This window comes from Streptomyces katrae (genome assembly GCF_000717655.1).
GTDB classification, from domain to species: domain Bacteria; phylum Actinomycetota; class Actinomycetes; order Streptomycetales; family Streptomycetaceae; genus Streptomyces; species Streptomyces katrae_B.
On record NZ_JNZY01000052.1, the window covers coordinates 1 to 25,723 of the forward strand.

The following is a 25,723-nucleotide window of genomic DNA, read 5'->3' on the forward strand; positions in this document are numbered from 1 at the left end:
CGCTAGTGCTGTGACCGGCAAGGTTCACCGGGTCGCGACGCCCGGCACGGCACCTCGCCGCGTTGTCGGACCGCGCAAGTACGTCCAGTACGAGCCGCGCCCCTCCGCCTTGCGATGCACCGCACCGGACGCCGCGCCCCGGCAAACCTTTCCGGCCACAGCACCAGGTGGTGTCGGCCCCGACGTCGTCAGCTGTTGTCCTTCTGCTGGGCGGTGGGGGACGGCTTGCCCTCGCAGCCGCAGCCGCCGCGCTGGACGGTGAAGCGGCGGCGCGGCGCCGGCGCGGCGGCGGGAGCGGCGGATCCGGTGGCGTCGGAAGCGGTGTTGCCCGGGCGGGTGTACTCGGTCATGTCTCCTGCTTTCGGGTGGGTGCGGCGCCGATGCGGCTCCGCATGAAGGTGATCGGAGCGGTTCAGGGTCGAGCGGCGCCCCAGGAGAAGCCTGCGAACGCCGGACGGCCGGTGGGGGCCTGTGGGGCCTCCACCGGGGGCGTGAGCGAGCGGACCGGGGCCTGCGGGCCGGCCGCCGACAGCCGGCGCGCGGCGTGGGCGGCCCTTTCGGCCAGTCCCCGTGCCGTGCCCGGTTCGTAGAGTGCGCAGTCGTATTGGAGGAGCAGTTTCAAGCCGCGTGGGCTACGCGCGAACTGGAACGAGAGCTCGAACAGGCCCTCGGCCAGCGGGATGGCGCCGCCGGTGAGCCGGAGCGCGCCCGGGCCGGTGTCGATCTCGTCCCAGAGGGTCACCCACACGTCGAAGAACGGGTTGCGGCCCGGGCTCCGCGGCGGGTCCAGGGTGCGCACCAGCTCGTTGAACGGCAGACCGCCGTGGTCCATCGCGCCGACCGCCTGGTCCGCGAGGTCGTCGACCAGCGCGACGCAGGGCGTTCCGCCCTGTACGGCGGTCCGCAGGACCACGGTGTTGACCATGCAGCCGACCGCGCCCGCCGGACCGGGCCCGAGGGCGGGGCGGCGGCTGACGGCCGTGCCGAGGCTGATGTCGCCGGCGCCGGTCGCCTCGTGCAGCGTGGCGGCGACGGCGGCGGCCAGCACCGGGAACAGCCCCGTACGGCGGCCGCGCGCGAGCTCCTCCAGCGCCTCCAGTTCGGCGGCGTCGAGGTGGACGGCCGTGACCGCGGTGGCCCGGCCGGCCGGGCCGGTGCGCGGATGGTCGACGGGCAGCGGGAGCGGAGCCGGCGGCGGGCTCAGCCGGCCCCGCCAGTAGGCCAGTTCGTCCCCGCCGGACGGCTGCTCGTACGCAGCGTGGCCCGGCACTCCCGGAGCCGCGTCCGGACCGGTTCCGGCCAGGGCCCGGGCGATGATCTCGAGCGAGGTCTGGTCGGAAACGATGTGGTGCAGGACGACCAGCAGCTGGTCCCGGCCGCCGGGGCGGCGCAGCAGTGCGGCCCGCACGAGCGGCCCGTGCGCGAGGTCGAACGGCGCGTGGGCCCACTCCTGTACGGCGGCCGCGCGGGCAGCCTCGTCGGGCAGGTCCAGGACCGCCAGGCGGGCGCGCTCGGCGGCGGGGCCGGAAACCGGCTCCCCCCACTCCTCGCGGAAGACGGTGCGCAGCTGCGGCTCGCGCTCCTGGAGGCGGGCGAACGCGGCGCCCAGCACCTCGGGATCGGCGACGCCGTGGCACTCCAGCAACATCGGCACGTGGTACGCGGCGCTCCCGCGCGCCCCCGTACCCCGGGTCCGGTCCTCCAGCCACAGCCACCGCTGAGCCCCGCTGACGCCCTGCGACCCGTCGGCGCCCGCGGCCGGGGCCACGGTCTCGGCCTCGGCCTCGGCCTCGGCCGAGACGGAGGCAGAAGCAGAGACAGAGGAAGAGGAAGAGGAAGAGGCAGAGGCAGAGGCAGAGGAAGGGGAAGTGGCACGGCGTGGCGCCAGCCGGTCGGCGAGGTCGGTGACGCTCGGGCATTCGAAGACATCGCGGACGCGGACCGGTACGGACAGCCGTTGCGCTGCCGCCGCAGCCAGAGAGGCGGCCTTGAGGCTGGTGCCTCCGAGCAGGAAGAAGTCGCCGCTGTCCGAGACCGGTCGGCCGAACGCCTCGGAGAACAGGTCCCGCAGCACGGCACGGACGCGGTCCGCCGCCCCGCCGGCATGCCCTTCGGGCTGCAGCCCGGCAGAGGGCACCACCGCACCGCCGGAGGCACCGGCATCCGCGGAGCCGCCGGGAGCCGCAACAGCCGCTACGGCCGCTACGGCCGACAGCGCCGTGGGGAGCGGCCGGGCGGAGAGGCTGCGGCGGTCTATCTTCCCGTTGGGAGTGCTCGGCATCCGGTCCAGCGGGATCACCGCCGCCGGAACCATGTAGTACGGCAGCCTCTCGGCCAGCCTGGCCCGCCAGTCGGCGGGCATCGGCCCGTCGGTGACCACGTACCCGGCGAGCAGCGGCTGCGCCGTCCCCTCCGGCACGACCACGGCGGCGGCCACGATGCCCGGCAGAGCGGTGAGCGCCACCTCCACCTCGCCGGGCTCGATGCGGAAGCCGCGGATCTTCACCTGCCGGTCGGCGCGCCCGCGGAAGTCCAGGGTGCCGTCCGGGCGGTGGCGGGCCAGGTCGCCGGTGCGGTAGAGCCGGGCCCCGGGACGGGGGTCGTCGGGGTCGGGTACGAAGCGTGGCGCGCCCGCGTCGGGCAGGCCCAGGTAGCCCCGGCCCACGCCGGCACCGCCGATCCACAGCTCGCCCTCGACGCCGGGGCCGACCGGTGCGCCGGAGCCGTCGCGCACCGAGTAGCGCAGATTGGCCATCGGGCGGCCGATGGACGCCGGCTCCCCGGGGGTGCCGGGCAGGCACCGGTGCCAGGACTGGAACACCGTGGCCTCGGTGGGCCCGTAGACGTAGATGAAGTCGCGGCCCGGGGCCCAGCGGTCCACCAGCGCCTGGCTGAAGGACTCGCCGCCGGTGACGACCGTCCGTACGCCCGGGAAGGCGGCCGGGTCCAGCTGGGCCAGCAGCGCGGCGAGCAGGAACACGGTGTCGGCGCGCCGTTCGCGGACCAGTGCGGCCAGCGCCTCGGCGGAGGCGACGGGCTCGTCAAAGACGACGACGGCCGCCCCGGCCCACAGGGTCGCGAGGATCTCCCACACCGAGACGTCGAAGGCGGGACTGGCGAACTGGAGCACGCGCCGGCCGGGGGCGAGGCCGAAGGGGACGGCGGTGGCCTCCAGCAGGTTGGCCAGGGAGTGCTGTTCGATGGCCACCCCCTTGGGGCGGCCGGTGGAACCCGAGGTGTGGATGACGTACGCGAGGTCGGCCGGGCCCGGCTGCGGCCCGCCCGGCTCGGGCACGGCAAGGCCGACGGCGCCCGGCGCGTCGTCCGGCTCGCCCCCCGCCACACCCAGCGCGTCCAGGTCGACCTCCAGCACACCCGCTGCCGGGAACGGGTGGGCGAGCCGGGCACTGGTCAGGGTGATGGGCGCGGGGGCGCTCTCGACGAGCTGGGCGAGCCGCTCGGCCGGGTGGTCCGGGTCCAGCGGTACGTAGGCGGCTCCGGCGCGCAGCACCGCGAGGACGGCGACGACCAGCTCCGCGGAGCGGGGCAGGCAGACCCGGACCAGGACGCCCGGGCCCGCCCCGCGCTCGCGCAGCCGTACCGCGAGCGCCTCGGCGAGGCCGTGCAGTTCCCCGTGGGTGAGCTCCCGGTCGCGGGCCAGCACGGCGGGCCGGTCCGCGACCGGGCGGGCGCGCTCGGCGAGCAGGTGCGCCACCGGGCCCTGCGGTACGGGCGCGGCCGTGTCGTTGAGTGCGGCCAGTGTCTGCTGCCAGGTGGTCACTGCTGCTCCTGCCGGTGCTCGTCGGTACGGTGGATCAGTGGGGCGGGGTACCAGGACGGGTGCGCGCGCAGGAGGCCCACCACCTCGTCGAGCAGCCCCTCGACGGTGGCCCCGGGGAACAGCGCCCGGTCGTAGACGAGTTCGAGCAGCACCCGGCCGTCGCGCTCGCTCGCGTAGATCCGCAGGTCGTCGGCGAGCGGGGCCTGCGACGGGGCCGCGGGCAGGAACTCGGGGCCGCCCTCCAGACGTTCGGGCGTCTCCCAGCTCAGTCCCGCGTCGTAGACGAACCGGCGCCCGCGTGTGGGCCGCTCCGCGATCTCCATGACCGTGGTGTCGAAGGGGAAGCGGGCGTTGTCGTACGCCTCGGCCAGCCGGTCGCGCACCTGGACCAGCAGCTCGGCCGGGCCGCGGGCCTCGCCGGGGGCGAGCCGCACCGGCAGGGGGTTGACGAAGCAGCCGACGGTCTCGGCGGTCTCCGCACGGTCGCGGGTGCCGGCCGGGCAGCCGATGATCACCTCGGCGCTGCCGGAACGGCGGTGCAGCACCAGCGCCCAGGCGGTGAGCAGGGCGCTGAACGGGGTGGCGCCCCCGCTCCCGGCAGCAGCGTGCAGCACGGCGGCGGGCAGGTCGCGGCGGACCACTCCCGCACCCTGCGATCCGGCGCCCTCGCGGGGGCCGGCGCCCGGCAGGTCGAGGCGGGGCAGCGGCCCGGAGAGGGTGCGGGTCCAGTACGCGCGCTGGCGGGCGGCCTCGGGGCCCTCCAGCCAGGCGGCCTCCTCGGCCACCCAGTCGCGGTACGGGCGGGCGGGGCGGCCGTCCCACGGTTCGCGTCCGGCCGCGAGGGCGTCGTACGCGGCCAGCAGGTCGCGGGCCACCACGGCGGCGCTGTCGCCGTCGTACACGATGTGGTGGGCGGTGATCACCAGGATGTCGCCGCCGGGGTGGCCGGTCAGCAGCCGCACCGCGAACAGCGGGCCGGCGGCGAGGGCGAACGGGGTTTCGTGGGCGGCACGCACCGCCTCGGCGACGGCCTCGTCGCCGCCCTCGACGCGCAGGACCGACAGCGGCGGCCCGTCGGGGAGGCGGTCCATGACGATCTGCCGGACGGTGCCGTCGATGACGGCCACCCGGGTGCGCAGCGCCTCGTGCCGGTCGGCGAGGGCGGTGACGGCCGCCGCGAGCACGCCGGGGTCGAGCGTCCGGCCGGCCCGCACCGCGTCGCTGATGTTCAGGGCGACGGGGCTGCGGCTGGTCCGGGCGGCCATCCAGATCCGGCGCTGGGCGCGGGAGAGCGGCAGGGCGGCGCCGTCGGGGGCGGGCGCGAGCAGGGGCACGGCCGCCGGGGCGGCCGGGGCGCCGAGCGGGATGCCGTCCGGCTGCCCGAGCACGGCCGCGAGGGCCCGTACGGTCTGCTGCTGGAAGACGGTGACGAGCGGCACCCGGACGCCGAACTCCTCCTGGAGGGCCGCGGCGAGCCGGGCGGCGGTCAGGCTGTGGCCGCCGAGGGAGAACAGATCGGCTTCGGGGTCGGTGACCGGGGCCCCGAGCACGTCCGCCCAGATCTTGGCCACGCGCTCCTCGGTGGGGTTGAGGTCCGCGCGCGCGGGCGGCTCCTCGCGGGGCGGGGCGGGCAGCGCGCGGCGGTCGAGCTTGCCGTTGGGGTTCAGCGGCAGCTCGTCGATCGCGACGTACGTACGGGGGACCATTGCGGCCGGGAGCAGCTCGGCGAGGTGGGCCCGCAGGGCGTGCGGGGCGGCTGTGCCCACCACGTAGGCGACGAGGCCGAGTTCGCCGCGCTCGTCGGGCACGGCGAGGACGGCGCAGCGCCGGACGTCCGGGTGCTCGGCGAGGACGGCCGCCACCTCGCCGGGCTCGACCCGCTGGCCGCGGATCTTGACCTGGTCGTCGATGCGGCCGAGGAAGAGCAGGTTGCCGTCGGGCCGCCGGGCGGCGCGGTCGCCGGTGCGGTACATGAGCCGGCCGGGGCGCAGCGGGTGCGGAACGAACCGGTCGGCGGTCAGCTCCGGGTTGCCGAGGTAGCCGCGGGCAAGGCCCGCGCCGGAGATGCACAGCTCGCCGGGGACGCCGACGGGGGCGAGGTCGCCGTGGGCGTCGACGACGTCGACCGTCTTGTTGGCGATGGGGTGGCCGATCAGGACATCGGCGCCCGGGTCGGTGATCCGGTGGACGGTGGTCCACACGCTGTCCTCGGTGGGCCCGTACTCGTTGTAGAGGACGGTGCCGGGGAGCAGTTCGGCGTGCCGGGCGGCGAGGGCCTCGGGAAGCCTCTCGCCGACCAGGACGATCTGGCGGACGGAGGTGAGCCGGGGCGCGCAGCGCTCCAGCATCAGCTGGTAGAGGCTGGGGACCAGCATGATGTGGGTGACCGCGTTGCGGCCGATCTCCTCGGCCAGGTGCTCGACGTCGAGGAGGCGGTCCTTGCCGAGGACCACCACCCGGGTGCCGGCGACCAGCGCGGAGAAGATGTCGTTGACCCCGCTGTCGAAGTGCAGCGGCGGCACCTGGAGCACGGCGGCGTCCGGACCGAACCCGTAGTAGCCGGCCCGGTAGTGGACGGTGTTGACGATGCCGCGGTGCTCGATCATGACGCCCTTGGGGCGGCCGGTGGAGCCGGAGGTGTAGATGACGTACGCCAGGTCGTGCGGACCGGCCCGGTGCGCGGGCGGCAGCGGGGCGGGGGCGGTGCCGGGCTCCGCGGGGGCGCGCGGGTCGAGGACGGGCAGGCCGGTCAGGTCGGCGGTCTTCGCGTGGTACGGGCCGTCGGCGAGCACGGCGAGCGCCCCGCTGTCGGCGAGGGCGAACGCGAGCCGGTCGCCGGGCTGTTCGGGGTCCAGCGGGACGAAGGCGGCGCCGGTCTTCAGGACGGCGAGCGCGCTCACGACCATCCACTCGGTCCGCTCGGTGACCACGGCCACCAGCGTTCCGGGGCCCGCGGCGCAGGCCGCCCGCAGCCGGGCGGCCACGGCCTCGGCGCGGGCGTCGAGCTCGGCGAAGCTGAGGACGGTGGTGCCGTGCACCACGGCGGGCCGGCCGGGGCCGGCGGCCGTCTGCTCCTCGACCAGGTCCAGGAGGGTCCGGTGCTCGGGGAAGGGGGCGGTGGTGTCGTTCGCCTCGTCGAGCAGGAAGCGCCGTTCGGCGGCGGGCAGGAGGGGGATCCCGGGCAGCGGGTCGTCGGGGCCGGCCAGCAGCCCGGCGAGCAGGTGGACCAGCCGCTGCCCCATGCGGCGTGCACTGTCCCGGTCGAAGAGGTCGTCGGTGTAGCCGACCCACAGCTCGCCGGGGGCCCCGGCCCGGGCGTCGAGGAAGCTGAACGCCAGGTCGAAGTCGCTGACCGGCTGTTCGAGGTCGAGGTGGCGCACGACCGGACCGGCACCGCCGGCGGCGGCGCCGGGCGCGCCGTCGTCGAGGACGGCCTCGACGAGGACGTCGAAGACGGGGTTGCGGCTGGGGTCGCGGGGCAGCGCGAGGTCCTCGACGAGCTGCTCGAACGGGTACTCCTGGTGGGCCATGGCCTGCTGCGCGGTGGTGCGTACGGCGGCCAGCAGCTCGCGGAAGGAGCCGACGGGGTCCACCGGGGTGCGCAGGACCACGGTGTTGGCGAACAGCCCGACCGTCTCGGCGGACCGCCGGTCGGGCCGGCCCGCGACCACGGTGCCCAGCAGGACGTCCGGCTGCGCGCACAGCCGCCACAGCAGGACGCGCAGCGCCGCGGTGAAGCCCATGAACGGGGTGGCCGCGCTCGCGTGGCACAGCTCGGCCAGGGCGCGGGTGAGTTCCGGGTCGAGGGTGAGGCGTACGGTGCCGCCGGCGGCGCTGCGGACGGCGGGGCGGCGCCGGTCGGCGGGCAGTTCCAGCGGTTCGGGCAGGCCGGCGAGGCGCTGCTGCCAGTACGCGCGGTGCTCCGCGCCCGCCGGCCCCGCGAGCCGGGCGGCGATCCGGTCGGTGTGCTCCGTGTACGTGGGAGCCGGATCCTGGGCGGCGGCCCCGCCGGCCGGTGAGCCGGTCAGCGAGCGCACGAGGTCGCGCATCAGCAGGCCGAAGGACCAGCCGTCGCAGATCGCATGGTGCACGGTGAACAGCAGCACCCCGCCCGGCTCCGGCCCGCTCCCGGACCGGGGGTCGGGCAGCCAGGAGACCTTCGCCAGCGGGCCCTCGGCGAGGTCGAAGCGGTGGCGGCAGGCCCGGGCGAAGGCCTCGTCCACGGTGACGTCCCGCTCGGTGGCGAGGACGGCGGAGGGCGGGTCGAGGATGACCTGGGTCAGTCCGTCGGGCGTCTGGCGCAGGACGGTCCGCAGGGATTCGTGCCGGGCCACCAGCGCGTCGACGCCGTCGGCGAGCCGGCCCTCGTCCACGGGGCCGTCGAGCCGGTAGGCCTCGACCATCGTGTACGGCGGGACCGGAGACTCGTCCAGCCGGTCCAGCAGCCACATCCGGCGCTGGGCGTTGGAGGCGGGGAACGTGTTGCCGGACCGGGGTGCCCGTGCGGCGGGCGCGACCGCCGCGTGCGCACCGGGGTCCCGGGGCAGGGCCCCGCGTTCACGCAGTACGGCGGCCAGCGCCCCCGGCGTGCGCAGGTCGAGCACGTCGAGCACGCGGGCCGCGTCGGGGCGTCCCGTGCCCTCGCAGAGCGCGGCGACGAGCTGGACGGCGGCCAGGCTGTGGCCCTCGGCCGTGAAGAAGTCCTCGTCGGCGGAGTGCGGCGGGTGGCCCAGCACCTCGGCCCAGGCGTCGTGGACGAGCTGCTCCAGGGTGTCGGCGGGCTGCCAGCCGGGGCCCTGCGCAGCGGTGGGGAGCGCGAGCAGCGCGGCCCGGTCCACCTTGCCGTGGACGGTGAGCGGCAGCGTCTCGAGCCGGTGCAGGCCGGCCGGGAGCATCGGGGAGGGCAGCTGCTCGCGCAGCCATGCGGCGAGGGCGGCGGGGGCGAGCGGGGCGCCCCCGGGCGCCTGCGGGCGGGCCACGTACCAGGCGTGCAGGGTCACGGTGGCGTCGGCGGCGGTGCGGGGCACGACCACGGCCTCGACCACCTCCGGGTGCCGGACCAGGGCCTGTTCGACCTCGCCGGTCTCCACCCGGGTGCCGAAGACCTGGACCTGGCCGTCGGCGCGGCCGAGGAACTCCAGTTCGCCGTCTGCGTTCCAGCGGCCCTGGTCCCCCGTACGGAAGACGCGGGCGTCGCCGGCGTGCGGGGAGCGCCCGAAGCGGGCGGCGGTGGCCTCGGTGTCCCCGCGGTAGCCGGGGGCGACACCGGGTCCGGCCACGTGGATCTCGCCCGGTACGCCGGGCGGGGCCAGTTCGCCGGAGGGGGTGACCACGAACACGCCGTAGCCGGGGGAGGGGCGGCCGACCGGCACCCGGTCGAGCCGCTGGGCGAGCGCTCCGTCCCGGATGAACATGGTTGCCTCGACGGTGGCCTCGCTGGGCCCGTACAGATTGGCGAAGGTGGCGATGCGCAGCCGCCCGGCGGTCCGCGGCAGCAGCCCGCGGGCGATGGTGTCGCCACCCAGCAGCAGGTGGCGCAGCGGGAGTTCGCCGCCCTCGGGCAGGGCGCGCAGCAGGACGGAGAGGAGCCCGGGCACGCAGTTGACGAGGTTGACCTCGCCGTCGCGGACCCGCTGCCACAGCGCGTGCGGGTCGAGCCGGTCGGGGTCGCCGACGGCGACGAGGGTGCCGCCCGCGAAGAGCGTGGCGAAGACCTGGAAGGCGGTGGCGTCGGAGGTGATCGCGGAGAGCAGGGCGGTACGGGTCGCGGCGTCGATGCCGAGCGCGCCGACCTCCGTCAGCATCTTGTGGCACAGCTGGTCGTGGTACACGGCGACCGGGCGGGGCGTGCCGGTGGATCCGGAGGTGAACAGGACCATGGCCGCGGCCCCGGGCTCGGCGGCGTCGGGGACGTCTGCGTCGGCCGGCGCTGCGGCGAGCAGGGCGGTCAGGCCCGCCACCGGGACGGGCAGCGCCTCGTCGGCGGGGCCGTACCCCTCGGCGCGCAGCACCAGGCGGGCGCCGCTCAGCCCGGCCAGCAACGCCACGCGGGCGGCGGGGTGGCGGTGTTCGAGGGGGACGACGGCCGCGCCGGTGCGCAGGACGGCGAGGAAGGCGGTGACGAGGTCGGCGCCGCGCGGAGCCATGACGCAGACGGCGTCGCCGGGGCCGATGCCGTGCCGTGCGGTGAGCGCGGCGGCGGCCCGCCCGGCCTCGGCGGCGAGCTGCCGGTAGGTCAGGGTGCGGCCCTCGCCGGTGACGGCGACGGCGTCGGGGGTGCGCCGGGCGGACTCCTCGAACAGGGCGGTGAGGGTGGCGGCCTCGAAGGCCGCGGGGGTGGGCAGCGCGGCGAGGGCGAGGAGTTCGGCGCGCTGGGCGGCGCCGAGCACGTCCGCCTCCGCCGGGGTCCGGCGCGGGTCGGCGGCGAGGGCCTCGAGGACGGCGGCCACGCAGCGGGGCAGGGCCGCGGTGAGGTCGGCGCTGCCGTGGGCGGTCACCGACAGCGCGCCGTCGGGGGCCGGTTCGGCACGCAGGACCAGGGCGGCCCGGGGGGCCGGCGTGCGGTCCCCGTACAGGGCCGGGCAGACGACGGCGAGCTGGGCCAGGGCGGAGCCTGCGCCGGGGGTGACGGCGTCCAGCCGGGCGCCGAGCGCGTCCCCGTCCCGCCAGGGGCGGGCGGAAGCCTGCTCCAGCTCGGCGTGCAGGGCCTCCAGGAAGTCGGTGGCGGGCGCGCCGGGGTCCATGGGGGCCAGCAGCGCGAACTCGGCCCCGTCGGACGGTGTGCCGAGGGCCGGTACGAGGACCGGCACCCGCCCCGGTGCCCCGGACCCGGTGGACCCGGTGAGCCGGGCGAGGACGATCCGGGCGGCGGCGACGGTGAGCAGCAGCAGGCCTTCGGGAGCGCCGCCCGTCATCGCGTGCAGGGCGGCGGCGGCTTCGGGGGCCACCCGGCCGGGCGGTGCGGCGACGGCGCCGGGCGCGCCCGCGGGCTCCAGCAGGGGTTCGCGGCAGGCGCCGTTCAGGCGCGGGAGCCAGAATGCGGCCTCCGCGGCCGACGCCTTAGGGTCGTCCCCATGGCCGAGCTCTCCGTCACCATCGTTGCGCAGCACCTCTACGTCCTCCCTGATCAGTTGTGGGTGCACCGCCTGCCGGCGGATGCCCCCGTTCCCCCGTTGCCCGGCCGTCCGTGGTCCTCGGTCACCCGGGCGCGGGACGGGCTCACCGTGGTGTGTGCCGAGCGGCTGCCGGGCGCGTCCGGCGCGAGCGGTCCGTACCGCGGGCTGTACGGGGCCGGGGCACACTCCCTGGACCTGCCCGGCATGCTGGCGAGCCTGTTGGTGCCGCTGGCCGGGGCCGGAATCGGCGTGTTCGCCGTGTCGACGTTCGACGCGGACCTCGTACTCGTACCGGCCGGGGAATACGAGCGGGCCCGGACCGCTCTGGAAGCGGCCGGGCACACGCTGTCGTCGGACTGACTCACACGCCGGTGAGGATCCGGGCCGGAGCCAGGCCGAGGGCCGGGAACAGCTCCACGTCGCGGCCGTCCACGCCGCGCATCACCACGTCGATGGCGGTGCTCATCAGGTCGATGTGGAACTGCGTGAACGTGCCCAGGCCCAGGCCCAGGTGCACACCAGGGTGCCGCTCGTTGGCGAAGTGGTTGCCGGGGATCAGCGGGGCGCAGCTGGCGTTGGTGCCGAAGCCCATCTCGTGCAGCTTGGCGTAGCGGTCGTCCTTGGCCAGCAGCTTCTCGAGGTTGGTGGCGAACTCGGTGCGTCCGGCGACGGCCGGGCGGACGGCGGTGATGCGGCCCTCGGCCAGCGTGATGATCGCCGGCTGGTCGATCATCCCGGCGAGGTCGCGGTAGACCTGCTCGGTCTCGGCGAGGCTGGTCTCGTGACCGCCGCGGTGGACGATGGGCGCGCCCTGGAGGGTGATCTCGCCGTTCAGCGTGAAGTGGGTGTGGAGCTCGAACTCGCCCGAGGCGTTGACCAGCGAGCTCAGCTCACCGGTGGGCAGGACGACCTGCTGGCCGGGCAGGAGCGGGCCGTGCAGCGAGAACCAGTGCTCGGAGAGCTGGTGCTGGAAGACGGCCTCGGTGCCGAACTCGCGGCCGAGGAAGAGCATGTCGTCGGCCTGGTCGAGGAGGGTCAGGAACTCCTCCTCGATGCCGAGCTCGCGCTCGTAGTCGACCTCGGCGACGACGCGGATGTTGTTGCGCAGGCTCTCCACGGAGAAGGGCACCGAGAAGCTGGAGAAGGCGCCCATGGCCATGCCGACGAGGTCTTCGTCGTCGAAGTGGACGAACTCGTCGTCGGCGATCCACAGGACGGAGGCGCGGCGGCCGGAGGCGCGGATGGCGGCCATCTCGGCGATGAGGCCCGCGCGGGAGTCGGGGCCGGTCCAGGTGAACTCCTGTACCGGGACGGTGCCGGTCTCCACGGTGAGCGCGCTGCGCACGCCCGGCGACGTGACCAGGAGGAACACGTCTGCGAGGTCACCCCCGAACACCTTGCGGAACTGCTCCGGGCTGATCGGTACGGGCTGTGCGGTGCTCAAGGAAACCTCCCTGTAAAGGCGTTGCCGGGGTGTGAGTGCCGTTCCCTGTAAAGGCGTGCCGGGGTGTGAGTGGCGTTCACTCACACCCCGGAACACGACTCGAATCAGCCCTCGAGGCGGTCGTACTTCCCGTACTTGCTGATGCGGGAGCTGATCGACGCCTTGTTCTCGGCCGCCGGCTTGTTGGTGGTCTGCACGGACTGCTGGTCCATCTTGTTCTGGGTCACGTCGACTCCTGGTCGTGTTCTGGTGGAACTCCGGATCCGCGGGTTGCGGGTTCCGGCGTGGTCGGGGCCGGTGCCGCTCGGGGCCTCGGCCTTTCCCGAGATCAAGAACAACCTGCTCGGCTACAGAACCGCTTGAGAGACGATCGAGGCGGCACACAGACCGACTTGCCTGGAGGGAAGACTGGTGGGGGCGCAAGGACGGGTGACGTCGTTGAGCGCAATTCGAGTGGATCCTGAGAGGCTGCGCCAACCTCACGTCTCCTGAGGAAGGAAGCCACCATGCAGACCGTCGCACCGGCCCCCATCGCACCGGCCACCGCGTCACAGCCGGGGCCGGAGGTCCCGCGCATCGAACTCCTGCCCGACGAGCGCCACAGCGTTGCCGCACTCGCCCACGAGTACGCGCGGGCCTCGGCCTCGCTGGACGCCCGGCGATCCCTCCAACTCGCCGCCCTGATGGCCCATGAGCTGCCGCGTTCGCTGCGGCGGCTGCTGACCGAGTTCCGCCTGGCCGGGTCCCCGAACGCCGGATTCCTGATCAGCGGGCTGCTCATCGACGAGAACGCGCTGGGCCCCACCCCGATGAGCTACCAGGAGCGCCCCGACCGCCCCGAGCTGCGCCACGCGGACGCGGTCCTGTGCCTGGTCGGCTCCCTGCTCGGAGAGCCCTTCTCGTTCAGCAGCCAGCAGCGCGGCCGGCTGCTCCTCGACCTGTTCCCGGTGCCCGGGCACGAGCTGGACCAGCTCGGCTCGGGATCGACCGCCATGCTCGACTGGCACACCGAGGACGCCTTCCACCCGCACCGCGCGGACTGGATGATCCTGCTGGGCCTGCGCAACCACGACGCGGTGCCCACGACCTTCGCGGCCATGGAGGACATCGAGCTCAGCGACGAGCACCGCGCCGTCCTCTTCGAGAAGCGCTTCGCGATCCTCCCGGACCAGTCGCACACCAAGAGCTTCAACGTGGCCACCGGCGCCGCCGACGCGGCCGAGGCCGCCGGAGCCGATCAGTTCCGGCGCATCGACACCATGGCGAACCGGCCCGAGCCGATCGCCCTGCTGGAGGGCGACCCCGCGGCCCCGTGGCTGCGCGTGGACCCGCCGTTCATGCACACCAACCCGCTCGACCCGCAGGCCGCCGAGGCGCAGGACGCCCTGCTGACCGCGATCGAGGCGAAGCTGACCGACGTGGTGATCGGCCGCGGCGACCTGTTCGTCATCGACAACAAGCGTGCGGTGCACGGCCGCCGGCCGTTCACCCCCCGCTACGACGGCACCGACCGCTGGCTCAAGCGCATCAACCTCACGGCCGATCTGCGGCGCAGCGCCGGATCCCGGCACGGCGAACACGGCCGGGCCGTGGCCTGACCCACCGCCGCCGTGCTCACGCCGCGCGCGGACCGCCCGTTTTCCCCTTGAAAGGATCCAAGGCCTTGGCCGCAGAACCCAATCTGATCCGACGCCACCGGCTGTTCCGCCGGTTCTGGCTGGCACGCGCGGTCTCGCTCGTCGGCGACGGCGCCGCCATGGTGGCACTCGTCCTGCTGGTCAGCCGCGGTGACCACGCCGGCACCGGTGTGTCGCTGATCCTCCTGGCCGAGTCCGTGCCGCGGTTCTTCGGACCGCTCGCCGGGGCGCTCGCGGACCGGATGGGCGTGCGGCGCCTGCTGATCGCCGCCGAGCTCGTCCAGGCCCTGGTCTTCGGGATCGTCGTACTGGCACGGCCCGGACTCGCCGTCCTCGTGCCGCTCGTCGCGGTGGCCGCCGCGGCCTCCACCGTCTTCTCCGCGGCCGGCCGTACGGTGGTGCCGCGCCTGGTCGACGAGAAGGACCTGATGCCCGCCAACGCGTGGATGGGCACCGCCTTCAACCTCCAGGCAGCGCTCGGCCCGGTCCTCGGCGGCGTGTTCTCCGCCTGGGGCGGCGAGTACGGGGCGCTGGCCGTCAACGCGGGCAGCTTCGTGGTCTCCGCGCTGCTGCTGACGCGCATCCCGGCACTGGAGCCGCTGCGCACCGGCCAGCGACGGACCCTGCTGGGCGACACCGTCGAGGGGCTGAAGTTCGTACGGCACCACCGCGTGTCCCGGGCCATCGTGCTGCTGCTCCTGCTCGGCCTGTTCTTCGGCTCGCTCGACAACCTGGCGCTGGTCTTCCTCGCCGAGCACACCCTGGACGCCGGCGACACCGGATTCGGCATCCTGTCCGCGTCGTTCGGCGTGGCCATGGTCGCCGCCTCGCTGTGGCTGGTCCGCACCGCCGAGAGCCGCTCGCCCGTGTGGGTGCTGCTGGCGGGCTGGTTCTTCACCGGCCTGGGCCTGCTGCTGACGGCCGCCGCGCCGGTGCTGTTCGCCGCGATCGCCATGCAGCTGATCGCGGGCCTGGGCAACGGTGTGGCCAACGTCGGCGAGGAGACGCTGCTGCAGAAGGCCGTTCCCGCCGAGGTGCTGGGCCGGGTGGGCGGCACGCTGTCCTCCGCCGCCTTCTTCGGCAGCACGGCCGGCTACCTGGCCGGCAGCCTGCTCAGCCCCGACAGCCACGCCCGCCTGGTCTTCGTGATCGCCGGTGGCGGCATCTTCCTGGCACTCGCCCTGTGCGGCCCGGCCCTTCTCTCCGCCCGCACGACGCTGACGGCATCCCCGCCCGACGCCGAGGCCCGGAAGCCCGCCGAACCCGTCGCACAGCCCGAAGCCGTGGCATGACACCACGGCGCTGAACCTGCGGCGCGGACGGCCCGACGGATGACCATCCGTCGGGCCGTCCGCGCATGGCGATCCGTTCAGCAGTCGGGGATGACGGTGCCGTTGTTGTCCTTGGCGACGTCGTTGCCCCACTTGGACGGGTAGTCCGTTCCACGGACCGCTCAGTCGAGCCGCACCGCCACCAGACACGTGTCGTCTTCGTTCCCCTCGGGCGTGAAAGCGGCCATGAGGCGGTCCATGGCCTCTTGCGCGCCGAGCCCTGCGCAGGACACCAGCACCCTGCGGAGGGTGTCGATACCCTGGCCGATGTCCTCCCCGCGCCGCTCGACCATGCCGTCGGTGTAGAGCAGCAGGAGGTCGCCCCGACGGAGCGGGACGGTCGCGGTCGCGTACTCGTGTCCGGGCAGCAGGCCGAACAGGGGCCCCCGGTGGGAGGTGTCGAGTTCCGACGCCCGACCGTCGCGGAGCAGCAAGGGTGCCGGATGGCCCGCGCACGCCCAGCGGAAATTGCGCTCCCCGTCGATGTGGCCGATGATCCCGGTCGCCGTTTCCGCAGCATGGTCGCCGCACAGCAGTTCGTTGAGCCAGGTCGTCAGCTGCCCCGCGTGGGTGTTCGGCGCATGTGCGAGGCCCGCGAGGGCGTGTCGTTGCTGCGCCATCCGGGCGACCGCGCTCAGGCCGTGGCCGCACGCGTCACCGATGGCGAGGAGGATCCGTCCGTCCGGCAGCAGGCGGCACTTGTACCAGTCGCCGCCGACAGCCGCATCCGGCTCCGCGGGCAGGTAGGCGGCCGCCACGGACAGTCCGAGTTCGGCGAGTTCCGCCGAGTGGGTCGGCAGGAGCGCCTCCCGCAGCGCAGTGGCCACGCGCCGCTCGGCGGCCGCCTCCTCGCGCAGCTGCTCCCTCTGACGGCGGGTCGCCGCGAGCCGCTGGCGACTGCGCACCTGGGCGGTCAGGTCGCGTGCGATGAGGTGCAGGGCCCAGGGAAGTCCGTCCCTGGCGATGACGGGATGGCCTACCAGGTGGAGGGTGCGGATCTCCCCCAGCACGCTGAAGCGGACCTCCGAACCCGCCGGCTCCTCGCCTTCCAGGAGAGCGGTCAGCATCTTGGCGAACCGCGGTACGTCGTCCAGGAGTACGGCGTCGCACAGCTCCACCAGCGACAGCGCACGCCCCTCCTCGGTACGGAAGATCGCGTGCAGCCCCTCCGACCAGGTGGTGTCGCCGGACAGCAGGTCCCACGTGCCCCAGCCCATGGAGCCGATGTACTGCGCGTCGAGCGACAGCATTTCCGTGCGGTTGCGGGCGGGCCTCCAGGTGGCCAGCACCTGGTCCCCGCACGACGCGGCGTCGTACAGCAGCCGGGCACGGTGAAGGCCGTCGCTGCGCTGCTCGGTGTAGTCGACGGCATGCGCGCGCAGGGCGCGACCGGTACTCAGAACCTCCGCCAGGGCGTCGATGAGCCCACCTGCCGCCGCTCCGGGCTGGACCTCCAACAGCCTCCGCCCGATGTGCCCGTCGGGAGCGTCGAGCCACGGGGCCGAGCGGACGTGGTTCCCTGCCCGGACGGTGAAGTCCCCGGTCCGTCCGTTCTCGTCCCGTACGGGTACCAGCAGCGCCGCCGACACGGGGATCGCAGGTAGCGTGGCGCAGACACACGCCCACGGGTCGTGGCCGTCCCCCTGGTCGCCGCACGCATGCCCGGGCCCGTCGCCCGCGCCGCACGGGCAGACCTCGGCCGGCTCGCCGTCCTGCGGACCGGGCGCCGGTGCGTGGTCCAGGCGTACGCCCGCGTCCTGGCGGGCGGCGGTGCGCAGCGCGGCCACCTCGCTCGCGACGACCTGCTTGAGCGTTTCGGGATCCTGCGGAATCACTGGAGTCATCGGTCCTCACCGGCGTGGAGCAAGACCCTGGATCAACCCTGTCCGAACCGAAGGTACAAGACCGTGCCCCCTCGCCCGGGAACGGACAGGCCGAGCGTGACGCGCTGCTGAGCGGGACGAACTGGGTCGTCAGCTAGGGGTGTCGTCAATGTCCGCCCCAGCCACCGCTGGGCGATGTCCCCAGGCCGGCGATGTTCACTGCCTGTCCGGACCGCCGAGCGGCGCGGTGAACCGCGGCCGCCAGCCCTCCTCCGTCCGCACCACCAGTTGGACCGCCGCCGCATGGGTGCGCAGCGGCAGCAGGCCGCCGACCGCAGCGCGCACATGGGCGGCGGCCGTCGGGTCGTCTGCCCCCAGAGCGACGGTGACATGGGCGGCGGGCCGCGCCCCGAAGCGGCCCCCGTACGGGCGCAACCCGGGCCACCGGGCGCGAAACGCATCGACGATGGGTTGGAGTCCCGGAACGGCTACGGCGACGAAGCCGGACGCCGTCACGACCTCCTCCAAGAGCAGATCGGCTGCCGGAAGACTCGCCGCCAGGGAACGCACGCCCTTCTCGTCCTGATCCGTCAGCGCCGATGCCGGCACGAACGGGTAGAGGAGCGAGACGTGCGCCGGAACTCCACGACGCACCAGAGCGGGGTCGATGCGCCACGCCGCATCGAGGAGCGGGGCGGCATCGGGCAGAACAATGACGACGGCAGTGGTTCCTGGCTCTGGCACTCCCTCATCATCGCGCCTTGGTGTCTGGGGGGCCGAGCGGGGGGTTCGTCCGGGGTGGTTCAGGTCGGTGAATCGGCCAGGTGGCGGGCCGGGCCGCTGCGGGCGTAGCGGCCCGGGCTGGTGCCCAGCACGCGCTTGAAGTGCCGGTTGAAATGGGACTGGTCGTAGAAGCCGGCCGAGGCCGCCACCAGGCGCGGTGCCATGCCTGCGAGCAGCAGTTTGCGGGCCAGGTCCACGCGCCGTCCGGTCAGGTACTGGTGCGGACCCATGCCGAACTCCCTGCTGAACACCCGGACCAGGTGCGCGGGGTGGACATGGAGCGCCGCCGAGGCGTCCTGGAGGCTGACGCCCTCCACGAACTTCTCGTCGAGGAGGTCGCGCAGCCGGTGCGCGATGCCGGCGTCGCGGGTGGGGGTGCGGTCCTCGAAGTGCCGTTCCAGGTGGTCGCGCAGGCGTTCGGACACCAGTGCCAGCCTGCTCTCCGCCTCGAGTTCGTCGCCGGGGTGCTCCAGCGCCTGGTGCAGCTGGCTGATGCGCCGGCGCAGCAGGAGGTCGTCCATGACGGGGCTGTCCACAGCCAAGCCGATGAGTCTGTCGCCCAGCTGTGAGGAGTCGAGATATACAACTCTTTTTTGAAAGCCGGTCGGGGTGACCGAGCGTCCATTATGTGGGACGTGTGGGGGCAGCAGCGTGACCATTTGGTCCAGGGCACCGTGTTCGTGCCGGTCCAGGTCGTATCTGACCATGCCGTCGTCGACGATCAGCAGAGTCCAGGAGTCATGCGTGTGCATGGGATAGACGTGGTCGGTGATGCGGGCGTGGTAGACCTCTTCGATTCCCGCCAGGGCGGGGCGCCATGCGCGGACCTGCGGATGATCAAGCATGCAAAGATCGTACAAGACTTGACCTGGGTGCTCGGGGTTTGATTCATCCATGGACAGCGTGAACGAACCCGTTCGTTTTGAGACAAAGATCGCCGTGGTCTTGCGTGACGATCTTCAGGTGTGGCAGCGCCTCAACATGACCGCCTTTCTCGTGAGTGGAATCGGGCGCAAGGTTCCGGAAGTAATCGGTGAACCCTATTCGGACGCCGATGAGACCGAGTACCTGCCCATGTTCCGCCAGCCGGTCCTGGTCTTCGAGGCGAGCAAAGAGGCCCTGACCACCTCGCACCAGCGTGCCGTCAGCCGGGGTCTGCCCCTGTCGGTCTTCACTGCCGACCTCTTCACCACCAACAACGACCGGGACAACCGGGCCGCCGTTGCAGCCGTCCACCGGGACCAGCTGGACCTCGTCGGCATGGCCGTATACGGGCCGCGCAACGCGGTAGACAAGATCATCAAGGGTGCTCGAATGCACCCGTGACGTCTCCTTAGGGGCGTGGCATGGAAAAGGAAACGTCGCTGCGGAGTGAATCCGCACAGGCGTATGTGTACCTGCTCGCGACCATGGCGCTCTTCGGTAGTGCTTTCGCCAGCTCTAAATCAGTGGTCGGCCATATGCCCCACCAGGTCGCCGCTGTTCTCCGCTTCGGTGGCGGCGCGGTCATCCTGGTGGTTCTGCTCGCTTTCATCGGGCGGAAGTCACAGGGGCCGTCGCTTACACGTTCGCAAATTGCGCGTGCGGCGGCAGTGGGACTCGTCGGGGTCTTCGCGTACAACCTGTTCTTCTTCTGGGGTCTTTCCCTGGCCCCTTCGATCGACGGAAGCATCATCGTTCCGGTTCTGAGTCCGGTCATGACGACGGGAATTCTCCTGGCCCTGGGCCGGGAAAAGGCTTCGCGAGCCCGAATGGGCGGCTTGGCGCTGGGAGTGTCGGGCGCCGTCGTGTTCTTCATCGGCGCGGGGGGCACCGGCGTGGATGCGGGCGGGTCCCGGTTGACCGGGGACCTCGTCTACCTTCTGGGCGCACTCTCCTGGGCCGTGTACAGCATCGCCTCGAAGAAGGTCCTGGTCGGCATGGACCCGCTGCGGGCCACCACGTTCGGCACCCTGGCCGGGGCGCTCGCCCTGCTGCTCTTCGCCGTGCCCGCGTTCCCGGACGTGGAGTGGAGCGCGCTGTCCTCGACGACATGGCTGAACGTCGTGTACCTCGCCGTCGGCCCCACCGCCATGGCCTACCTCTTCTACTACCGGGGCCTGAGGGTCGTCAGCCCCTCGACCGCGACCGTCATCATGTTCTCCGTCCCGGTGTTCGGGGTGACCTGCGCCGTCGTCTTCCTGGGCGAGTCGTTCGGCGGACTCCAGCTGGCGGGCGCCGCCGTCATGCTCGCCGGCGCCCTGCTGGCCGTGACGCAGGGCCGCCTCCGTCACCAGGCCCCGGATCAGCCCGCGCAGGAGACCGAGCGGGAGACCGATCGGGAATCCGGGCAGGCCGCACCCGCTCCCCTTTCGGGAGCCGACGGCCGGGAATCCCACCGCAAGGCCGCCTCGACGGCTGGACGGACAGTGGAAGACAACTAGAGAAATGCCGCAACGCCTCCGGGGGGAAGGCGTTGTGCCCGCTCATCACCCGCTCAGGGCCTCGCCCCGGCCCTGGGTGGGTGACTGCTTTCCCAACCCCCACGTGCACCCAGCGTCGCGTGCACGGAAATGAAGCTCATCCGTACGGAATGCAAGATCGGGGTCTCAACTTCATGTCTGAAGTCGAGTTTCGGGTGCTGGGGCCGCTTCAGCTCAAGGTGAGCGGGCGCACAGTACCTCTGAGAGGTATGAAACATCAGATTGTGCTCGGTTCGCTCCTGACCGCAGAGAGCCGGCGCACATCCATCGGACGTCTCGTCGACTCGGTCTGGGGAACCACGCCGCCGAGCACCGCGGGCAAACAGATCCGCAATGCGGTATCCGACCTGCGCAATATCCTGGCCCCCAGCGGAGCCGTCATCACTCCCGTCGCCGACGGCTACCAGCTCGACATCGGCGACGCCAGGCTCGACCTCCACGAGTTCCGCCGGCATCTGGCGCAGGCGCGCACCCATCTCGGCCAGGGGCGGAAGCCGGACGCGATCGTGGAGTTCCGCGCCGCGCTGTCCCTGTGGACCGGTCCGATGCTCTCGGGGATCGAGAGCGCCACCCTCCAGGCCCAGGTCGCCGGCGTCAACGAGGGCCGGCTCTCGGTTGCCGAGGAGTGCATCGACCTGGAACTCGCCCACGACCGGCACAAGAGCCTCGTCAGCGAGCTCGCGGCCTGGGTGGCCGAATACCCCCTGCGCGAGCGGATGGTCGCCCAGTACGTGCTCGCCCTGCACCGCTCCGGCGCCCGGGCGCGCGCCTTCACCGTGTACGAACAGGCCAGGCGCAACCTGGCGGAGTCGCTCGGTCTGAGCCCCGGCCCCGAACTGCTCGAAGTCCACCAGCTGATGTTGCGCGAGGACGTCGACGCGGCGGCCCCAGCAGCCGCACCCGCCGTCCGGATCGCGCCCTCCGCCCCGCCCGTCCCCTTCCCCGCTGTGCCCGTCGACGCCGCTTCCACCGCCGATGCCGGCGTACCCGTACCGGACAACCTGCCGTTCGAGAGCGGGCACTTCGTCGGCCGGACTGCGGAGATCGAGGCCCTCCTCGCCGGCGGCACGGCCGCCGGGCCGCGCCGCGTGCTGTCCGTCGACGGCATGGGAGGCGTGGGCAAGACCACCCTCGCGGTGTACGTCGCCCATCGCGTGGCGGACCGGTACCCGGACGGCCGGATCTTCCTCGACCTGTGCGGCCACACCCGGCACGAGGACCCGCTCGGCCACCGCGCCGCGCTGCGCCAGCTGCTCGTGCTCTCCGGCCTGCCCGAAGGCGAACTGCCCGACTCGGTCGAGGCCCTGGTCCAGATGTGGCGCGGACGCACCGCCGGCCGGCGGATGCTGGTCGTCCTGGACAACGCTGTCGGCGCGGAGCAGATCGGGCCGCTGCTCCCGGCCGGTGACGAGTGCCTGACCCTGGTCACCAGCAGGCGCCGCCTGACCATGACCGCGGTGTCGCCCACCCGGGTGGTGTCCCTGGACCCCGTGTCCCGCGAGGAGGGGTACGCACTGTTCTGCCAGCTGCTGGGCAAGCGGCACCCCGAGCCCAGGCGCGATGAGGTCAGCGGCATTCTGGACCACTGCGGCGATCTGCCGCTGGCCGTCGCCGCAGCCGCGGCGCGCCTGCGACGACGGCCTTCCTGGCAGGTGTGGTACTTGGCCCAGCGGCTCGCGGACCCGGCGTTGCGGCTCGCCGACCTGCAGACGGAGCACGGCGGGCTCGTGGCCTGCTTCGACGCCTCCTACCGGCATCTGAACGCGGGTCAGCAGCGGCTGCTGCGCCTCCTCGGCACGGCCGAAGGGGAACGTACGGACGTGGCGTCCACGTCCGTACTGGCCGGACTGCCGCCCTTCATCGCCGAGCAGATGCTCGAGAGCCTGGTCGACGAGCACCTCCTGTTCCAGCCGGAGCCGGGACAGTACCGCATGCACCCGCTGGTGAAGACGTACTGCGCGCAGCTCCCCGGGCACGACGGCACGAGCGGACCGCAGCCGGAACGACACGGTGACCTGAGCGCCGAGCCGCTGGCCGCCTGAGCCGGCGGCCCGAGCCCGCCGCGCCCTCTCCCTCCTCCGCCTTCCTCCACTGCGCCCTCACGGAGCTTCGCCATGACCGGAAACACTCTCGCGGACTTCTTCCTCACGTTTGCGCTCGTCCTGGGCGCCGCCAAGGTCTTCGGGACACTCGCCCGCCGACTCGGGCAGCCCGCTGTGGTCGGCGAGATATGCGCCGGGCTGCTGGCCAGCCCGATGGTCCTCACCCAGGCAGGGTCCGACGCCGTTCTGCCCGCCGACGTGAAGCCCCTGCTCGGAGCCCTGGCCAACGTGGGCCTCGCCACCTTCATGTTCATCATCGGCTACGAGATCGACGCCGGCTTCCTGCGCAGCCGCAGGAAGGCCACGATGGGCCTGGTCGCCGGATCCGTGGCCGTCCCCCTCGTCGCGGGTGCCGCACTGGCCGTCCCTCTGGCCCGTACCTACGCTCCCGGCAGCCACACGGGCTTCGTCCTGTTCGTCGGGGTGGCCATGTCGGTCACCGCGTTCCCCGTGCTGGCCCGGATCCTCGCGGACCGCGGCCTGAACAGGCACCCGGTCGGCGGCCTCACCCTGGCGGCCGCGGCTGTCGGCGACCTGGTGGCCTGGGCCTGCCTGGCGGGAGTCGTCGCGTACGCGGGGGCCGCGGGGCAGTGGCGCATGATGCTGCTCCCGGTGTACCTCACCGTCATGTTCGCCGTGGTCCGGCCCGTTCTCGGCGCGTTCGTCGAGCGGGCCCGAGTACGGGACGTGGGCGCCGGGCGGATCGTGCCCGCCCTGGTCGTGGGCCTGATGCTGTCCTGCGCGGCCACGGAATGGCTCGGGATCCACTTCATCTTCGGCGCGTTCGCATTCGGTGCGGCGATGCCCCGCAGCACACGGGGCGAGCTGCGGACCCAGATCATGCGGAACATGGAACAGGTGGGGCACCTCCTGCTTCCGCTCTACTTCGTGGTGGCCGGCACCAAGGTCGACCTCTCCGCCTTCGACCTGGCCGCCCTGCTCACACTGGCCGCCGTGATCGTCGTCGCCGTGGCCTCGAAGGCGGCCGGCTCCTATGCCGGTGCCAGGCTCTCCGGGCTCCCGCACGCCACGGCCGTGCCGGCCGCCGTACTCATGAACACCCGCGGACTCACGGAGATCGTCATCGTGGCCGTTGCCCTGGAGATGGGTCTGATCAACCAGGACTTCTATTCCATGATGGTCGTGATGGCCGTCGTGACGACCGCCATGACCGGGCCGTTGCTGAAGCTGACCCGCGTATTGCCCGAGGCCTCCCCGGTAGTCCCGCCGGACGGTTCCGCCGCCGACCGTCCCGCCGCTCCGTCGTCAAAGGCCGTGAAGACGGGTTGAAGACGGGTTGAAGACGAGCTGAGGGCGGCCTGAGGGCGGCATGAGGATCGCTCGGGGATGCATCGAGGACGCCTCGTCATACGTTTGCCGACATCAGGTCGAGGAATCCGAACTCGCCGCAGACTGCGCCGTTCCGCAGTTTCCAAGGGAGGCAAGAAATGATCGAGGTTGCACCGGAATCCCTCGCCGTATCGCGGCTGAGGACCCCTGCCGGCCCGCGTCGCGACGACCAGCTGTGGTGGAACGCCCAGCGCGGATCGGCGATGCCCTTCCAGCGTTACGAGCGGCTCGGATCCCGTCTCCCGTACGACCTGGCAGACCGTACCTGGCCTGCGAAGTCCCTGGTGAGGGCGCCGCTGTGGGCCTCGGTCGACCTGCGCGACGGGAACCAGTCACTCAGCAGCCCGATGGACACCGAACGCAAGAGCCGCATGTTCGACCTCCTCGTCCGTATGGGATTCAAGGACATCGAGGTCGGATACCCCTCGGCCAGCGACGCGGACTTCTTGTTCCTGCGCACTCTGATCGAGCAGGACAGGATCCCCGACGACGTGACGATATCCGTCTTCACGCCGGCCCGGCCCGAACTGATCGACCGGACCTTCGAGGCCATCGAAGGCGCGGACCGGGCCATGGTGCACCTCTGCAATGCGACCGCCTGCCTGTGGCGTGAAGTCGTTTTCCAAATGAGCGCCGACGAGGTGCAGCAGATGGCCCTCCGCTCGGCGCAACACATTGCGCGCCGAGCGGACGCGACCAAGGGCACGCAGCTGCGGTTCGAGTACTCGCCGGAGACGTTCAACGTCACGGAGCCCGAATACGTGCTCGAGGTGTCGAACGCCATCACCTCGCTGTGGGACGCGAGCCCGGACCGTCCGGTGACGCTGAACCTGCCGACGACGGTGGAGACCGACTCGCCGAACGTGTTCGCCGACCAGGTCGAGTGGATGCACCGCAACCTCGACCGCCGCGACGCGGTCATCCTCTCGGTGCACCCCCACAACGACCGGGGAACCGCGGTCGCCTCCGCGGAACTCGCCGTCATGGCCGGCGCCGACCGCATCGAGGGGACCCTGTTCGGCAACGGCGAGCGCACCGGCAACGTCTGCCTGGCCACGCTGGCCCTGAACCTGTTCAGCCAGGGTGTCGACCCGCAGCTGGACTTCTCCGACATCGACGAGATCCGCAGCACCGTGGAGTTCGCCAACCAGCTCCAGGTGCCTCCCCGCTACCCCTACGGCGGCGACCTCGTGTACACGGCCTTCTCCGGTACCCACCAGGACGCCATCGCGAAGGGCCTGGCCGCGATCGAACGCAAGGCCGCCGAGGCGGGCACCTCCACCACCGAGGTCCCGTGGGACGTCCCCTACCTGCCCATCGACCCCAAGGACGTCGGCCGCACCTACGAGTCGGTGGTGCGGGTCAACAGCCAGTCGGGCAAGGGCGGGGTGGCCCACGTGCTCAAGAGCGCCTACGGGCTGGACCTCCCCCGCGGCATGCGGGTGGAGCTGGCCCGCGAGGTGCAGCAGGTGGCCGACGGGGACGGTATCGAGCTGACCTCCCGGGAGCTGCGAGCCATCTTCGCCGGTATGTATCTCGAATTCGACCACCCTTCCCTGCTGCTGAAGGAGTTCCAGCTGACGGGTGACGGGACCGCCTCGACCGTCGACGCCCTGGTCGTCGACGCCGACGGCCGGGAGAGGCGGCTGACCGGTTCCGGCGAGGACACGGCCGCCGCCTACGCCGCGGCCCTGGCCGGCGGCGGACTGGCGGTGGAGATCGCCGAGACCACGGGTCACGCCCTCACCGACAGCCTCGGCACGCGGTACGCCGCCTACGCGCAGATCAGCCTCGACGGCACGACCGGGTACGGGGCCGCGATCGCCGGCGACGAGGTGAGCGCCCGGCTCGGCGCCATCACCTCGGCCGTCAACCGCGCCCAGGCCTGACCGCCG

General features: G+C 72.9%; 16 protein-coding genes. 8 read left to right on the forward strand and 8 right to left on the reverse strand.

The window, feature by feature from the left end:
• Positions 1–188: 188 nt before the first annotated feature.
• From IF09_RS46060 to IF09_RS0135870, 3 genes are all read right to left on the reverse strand, one after another.
• Positions 189–350, reverse strand: coding sequence for a hypothetical protein (locus IF09_RS46060; RefSeq protein ID WP_158710153.1), 162 nt, complete (start codon positions 348–350; stop codon positions 189–191).
• A gap of 62 nt (positions 351–412) precedes the next feature.
• Complete coding sequence (locus tag IF09_RS0135865) at positions 413–3,781, reverse strand: amino acid adenylation domain-containing protein (RefSeq protein ID WP_030303150.1); 3,369 nt, start codon at positions 3,779–3,781, stop codon at positions 413–415.
• Complete coding sequence (locus tag IF09_RS0135870) at positions 3,778–10,890, reverse strand: non-ribosomal peptide synthetase (RefSeq protein ID WP_030303152.1); 7,113 nt, start codon at positions 10,888–10,890, stop codon at positions 3,778–3,780. Before IF09_RS0135870 ends, IF09_RS0135865 begins: the two co-directional genes overlap by 4 nt.
• Here IF09_RS0135870 and IF09_RS0135875 point away from each other — a divergent pair.
• On the forward strand, positions 10,855–11,256 hold the full coding sequence (locus IF09_RS0135875) for an ACT domain-containing protein (protein WP_030303154.1): 402 nt from the start codon (positions 10,855–10,857) through the stop codon (positions 11,254–11,256). The two genes, IF09_RS0135870 and IF09_RS0135875, sit on opposite strands and share 36 nt — an antisense overlap.
• A gap of 1 nt (position 11,257) precedes the next feature.
• Here IF09_RS0135875 and IF09_RS0135880 read toward each other — a convergent pair whose 3' ends face one another.
• Both IF09_RS0135880 and IF09_RS48150 read right to left on the reverse strand, forming a co-directional pair.
• The gene (locus IF09_RS0135880) at positions 11,258–12,340 is read right to left on the reverse strand and encodes a hypothetical protein (protein WP_030303157.1); all 1,083 of its coding nucleotides are present in this window, start codon (positions 12,338–12,340) and stop codon (positions 11,258–11,260) included.
• 104 nt (positions 12,341–12,444) lie between these two features.
• On the reverse strand, positions 12,445–12,567 hold the full coding sequence (locus IF09_RS48150) for a hypothetical protein (RefSeq protein ID WP_267882201.1): 123 nt from the start codon (positions 12,565–12,567) through the stop codon (positions 12,445–12,447).
• Between the two features lie 279 nt (positions 12,568–12,846).
• On the opposite strand from IF09_RS48150, the gene gntD reads away from it, so the two are divergent.
• A complete protein-coding gene (gene gntD, locus IF09_RS0135890) occupies positions 12,847–13,938 on the forward strand; it encodes a guanitoxin biosynthesis L-enduracididine beta-hydroxylase GntD (protein ID WP_051833506.1) in 1,092 nt (363 codons plus the stop codon).
• Positions 13,939–14,003: 65 nt separating this feature from the next.
• A complete protein-coding gene (locus IF09_RS0135895; RefSeq protein WP_030303164.1) occupies positions 14,004–15,269 on the forward strand; it encodes an MFS transporter in 1,266 nt (421 codons plus the stop codon).
• A 161-nt stretch (positions 15,270–15,430) separates the two neighbouring features.
• Here IF09_RS0135895 and IF09_RS0135900 read toward each other — a convergent pair whose 3' ends face one another.
• From IF09_RS0135900 to IF09_RS0135910, 3 genes are all read right to left on the reverse strand, one after another.
• Positions 15,431–17,152 carry a PP2C family protein-serine/threonine phosphatase gene (locus IF09_RS0135900; protein WP_030303166.1) on the reverse strand — a complete coding sequence of 574 codons (1,722 nt, stop codon included), beginning with the start codon at positions 17,150–17,152 and terminating at the stop codon, positions 15,431–15,433.
• 195 nt (positions 17,153–17,347) lie between these two features.
• Positions 17,348–17,875 (reverse strand): 2'-5' RNA ligase family protein, encoded by a 528-nt coding sequence (locus IF09_RS0135905; protein WP_030303168.1) that lies wholly within the window; start codon positions 17,873–17,875, stop codon positions 17,348–17,350.
• A 59-nt stretch (positions 17,876–17,934) separates the two neighbouring features.
• On the reverse strand, positions 17,935–18,759 hold the full coding sequence (locus tag IF09_RS0135910) for an AraC family transcriptional regulator (protein ID WP_030303169.1): 825 nt from the start codon (positions 18,757–18,759) through the stop codon (positions 17,935–17,937).
• Positions 18,760–18,808: 49 nt separating this feature from the next.
• On the opposite strand from IF09_RS0135910, the gene IF09_RS0135915 reads away from it, so the two are divergent.
• From IF09_RS0135915 to IF09_RS0135935, 5 genes are all read left to right on the forward strand, one after another.
• Positions 18,809–19,240, forward strand: a complete 432-nt coding sequence (locus IF09_RS0135915; protein WP_030303171.1) for a DUF2000 domain-containing protein — start codon at positions 18,809–18,811, stop codon at positions 19,238–19,240.
• Positions 19,241–19,260: 20 nt separating this feature from the next.
• A complete protein-coding gene (locus IF09_RS0135920) occupies positions 19,261–20,337 on the forward strand; it encodes a DMT family transporter (protein WP_078613673.1) in 1,077 nt (358 codons plus the stop codon).
• A 248-nt stretch (positions 20,338–20,585) separates the two neighbouring features.
• Complete coding sequence (locus tag IF09_RS0135925) at positions 20,586–22,418, forward strand: AfsR/SARP family transcriptional regulator (protein ID WP_158710154.1); 1,833 nt, start codon at positions 20,586–20,588, stop codon at positions 22,416–22,418.
• Positions 22,419–22,490: 72 nt separating this feature from the next.
• A complete protein-coding gene (locus IF09_RS0135930) occupies positions 22,491–23,768 on the forward strand; it encodes a cation:proton antiporter (RefSeq protein WP_051833507.1) in 1,278 nt (425 codons plus the stop codon).
• A 158-nt stretch (positions 23,769–23,926) separates the two neighbouring features.
• Positions 23,927–25,717 carry a 2-isopropylmalate synthase gene (locus IF09_RS0135935; RefSeq protein ID WP_030303178.1) on the forward strand — a complete coding sequence of 597 codons (1,791 nt, stop codon included), beginning with the start codon at positions 23,927–23,929 and terminating at the stop codon, positions 25,715–25,717.
• Positions 25,718–25,723: the final 6 nt, after the last annotated feature.

Bases quoted from the DNA above. Each gene is read 5' to 3' on its own strand.
- IF09_RS0135910 (WP_030303169.1), bottom strand. From the start codon at position 18,759: ATGCTTGATCATCCGCAGGTCCGCGCATGGCGCCCCGCCCTGGCGGGA.
- IF09_RS0135930 (WP_051833507.1), top strand. From the start codon at position 22,491: ATGACCGGAAACACTCTCGCGGACTTCTTCCTCACGTTTGCGCTCGTC.
- IF09_RS0135920 (WP_078613673.1), top strand. From the start codon at position 19,261: ATGGAAAAGGAAACGTCGCTGCGGAGTGAATCCGCACAGGCGTATGTG.
- IF09_RS0135915 (WP_030303171.1), top strand. From the start codon at position 18,809: ATGGACAGCGTGAACGAACCCGTTCGTTTTGAGACAAAGATCGCCGTG.
- IF09_RS46060 (WP_158710153.1), bottom strand. From the start codon at position 350: ATGACCGAGTACACCCGCCCGGGCAACACCGCTTCCGACGCCACCGGA.
- IF09_RS0135925 (WP_158710154.1), top strand. From the start codon at position 20,586: ATGAAACATCAGATTGTGCTCGGTTCGCTCCTGACCGCAGAGAGCCGG.
- IF09_RS0135935 (WP_030303178.1), top strand. From the start codon at position 23,927: ATGATCGAGGTTGCACCGGAATCCCTCGCCGTATCGCGGCTGAGGACC.
- IF09_RS0135875 (WP_030303154.1), top strand. From the start codon at position 10,855: ATGGCCGAGCTCTCCGTCACCATCGTTGCGCAGCACCTCTACGTCCTC.
- IF09_RS0135900 (WP_030303166.1), bottom strand. From the start codon at position 17,152: ATGACTCCAGTGATTCCGCAGGATCCCGAAACGCTCAAGCAGGTCGTC.
- gntD (WP_051833506.1), top strand. From the start codon at position 12,847: ATGCAGACCGTCGCACCGGCCCCCATCGCACCGGCCACCGCGTCACAG.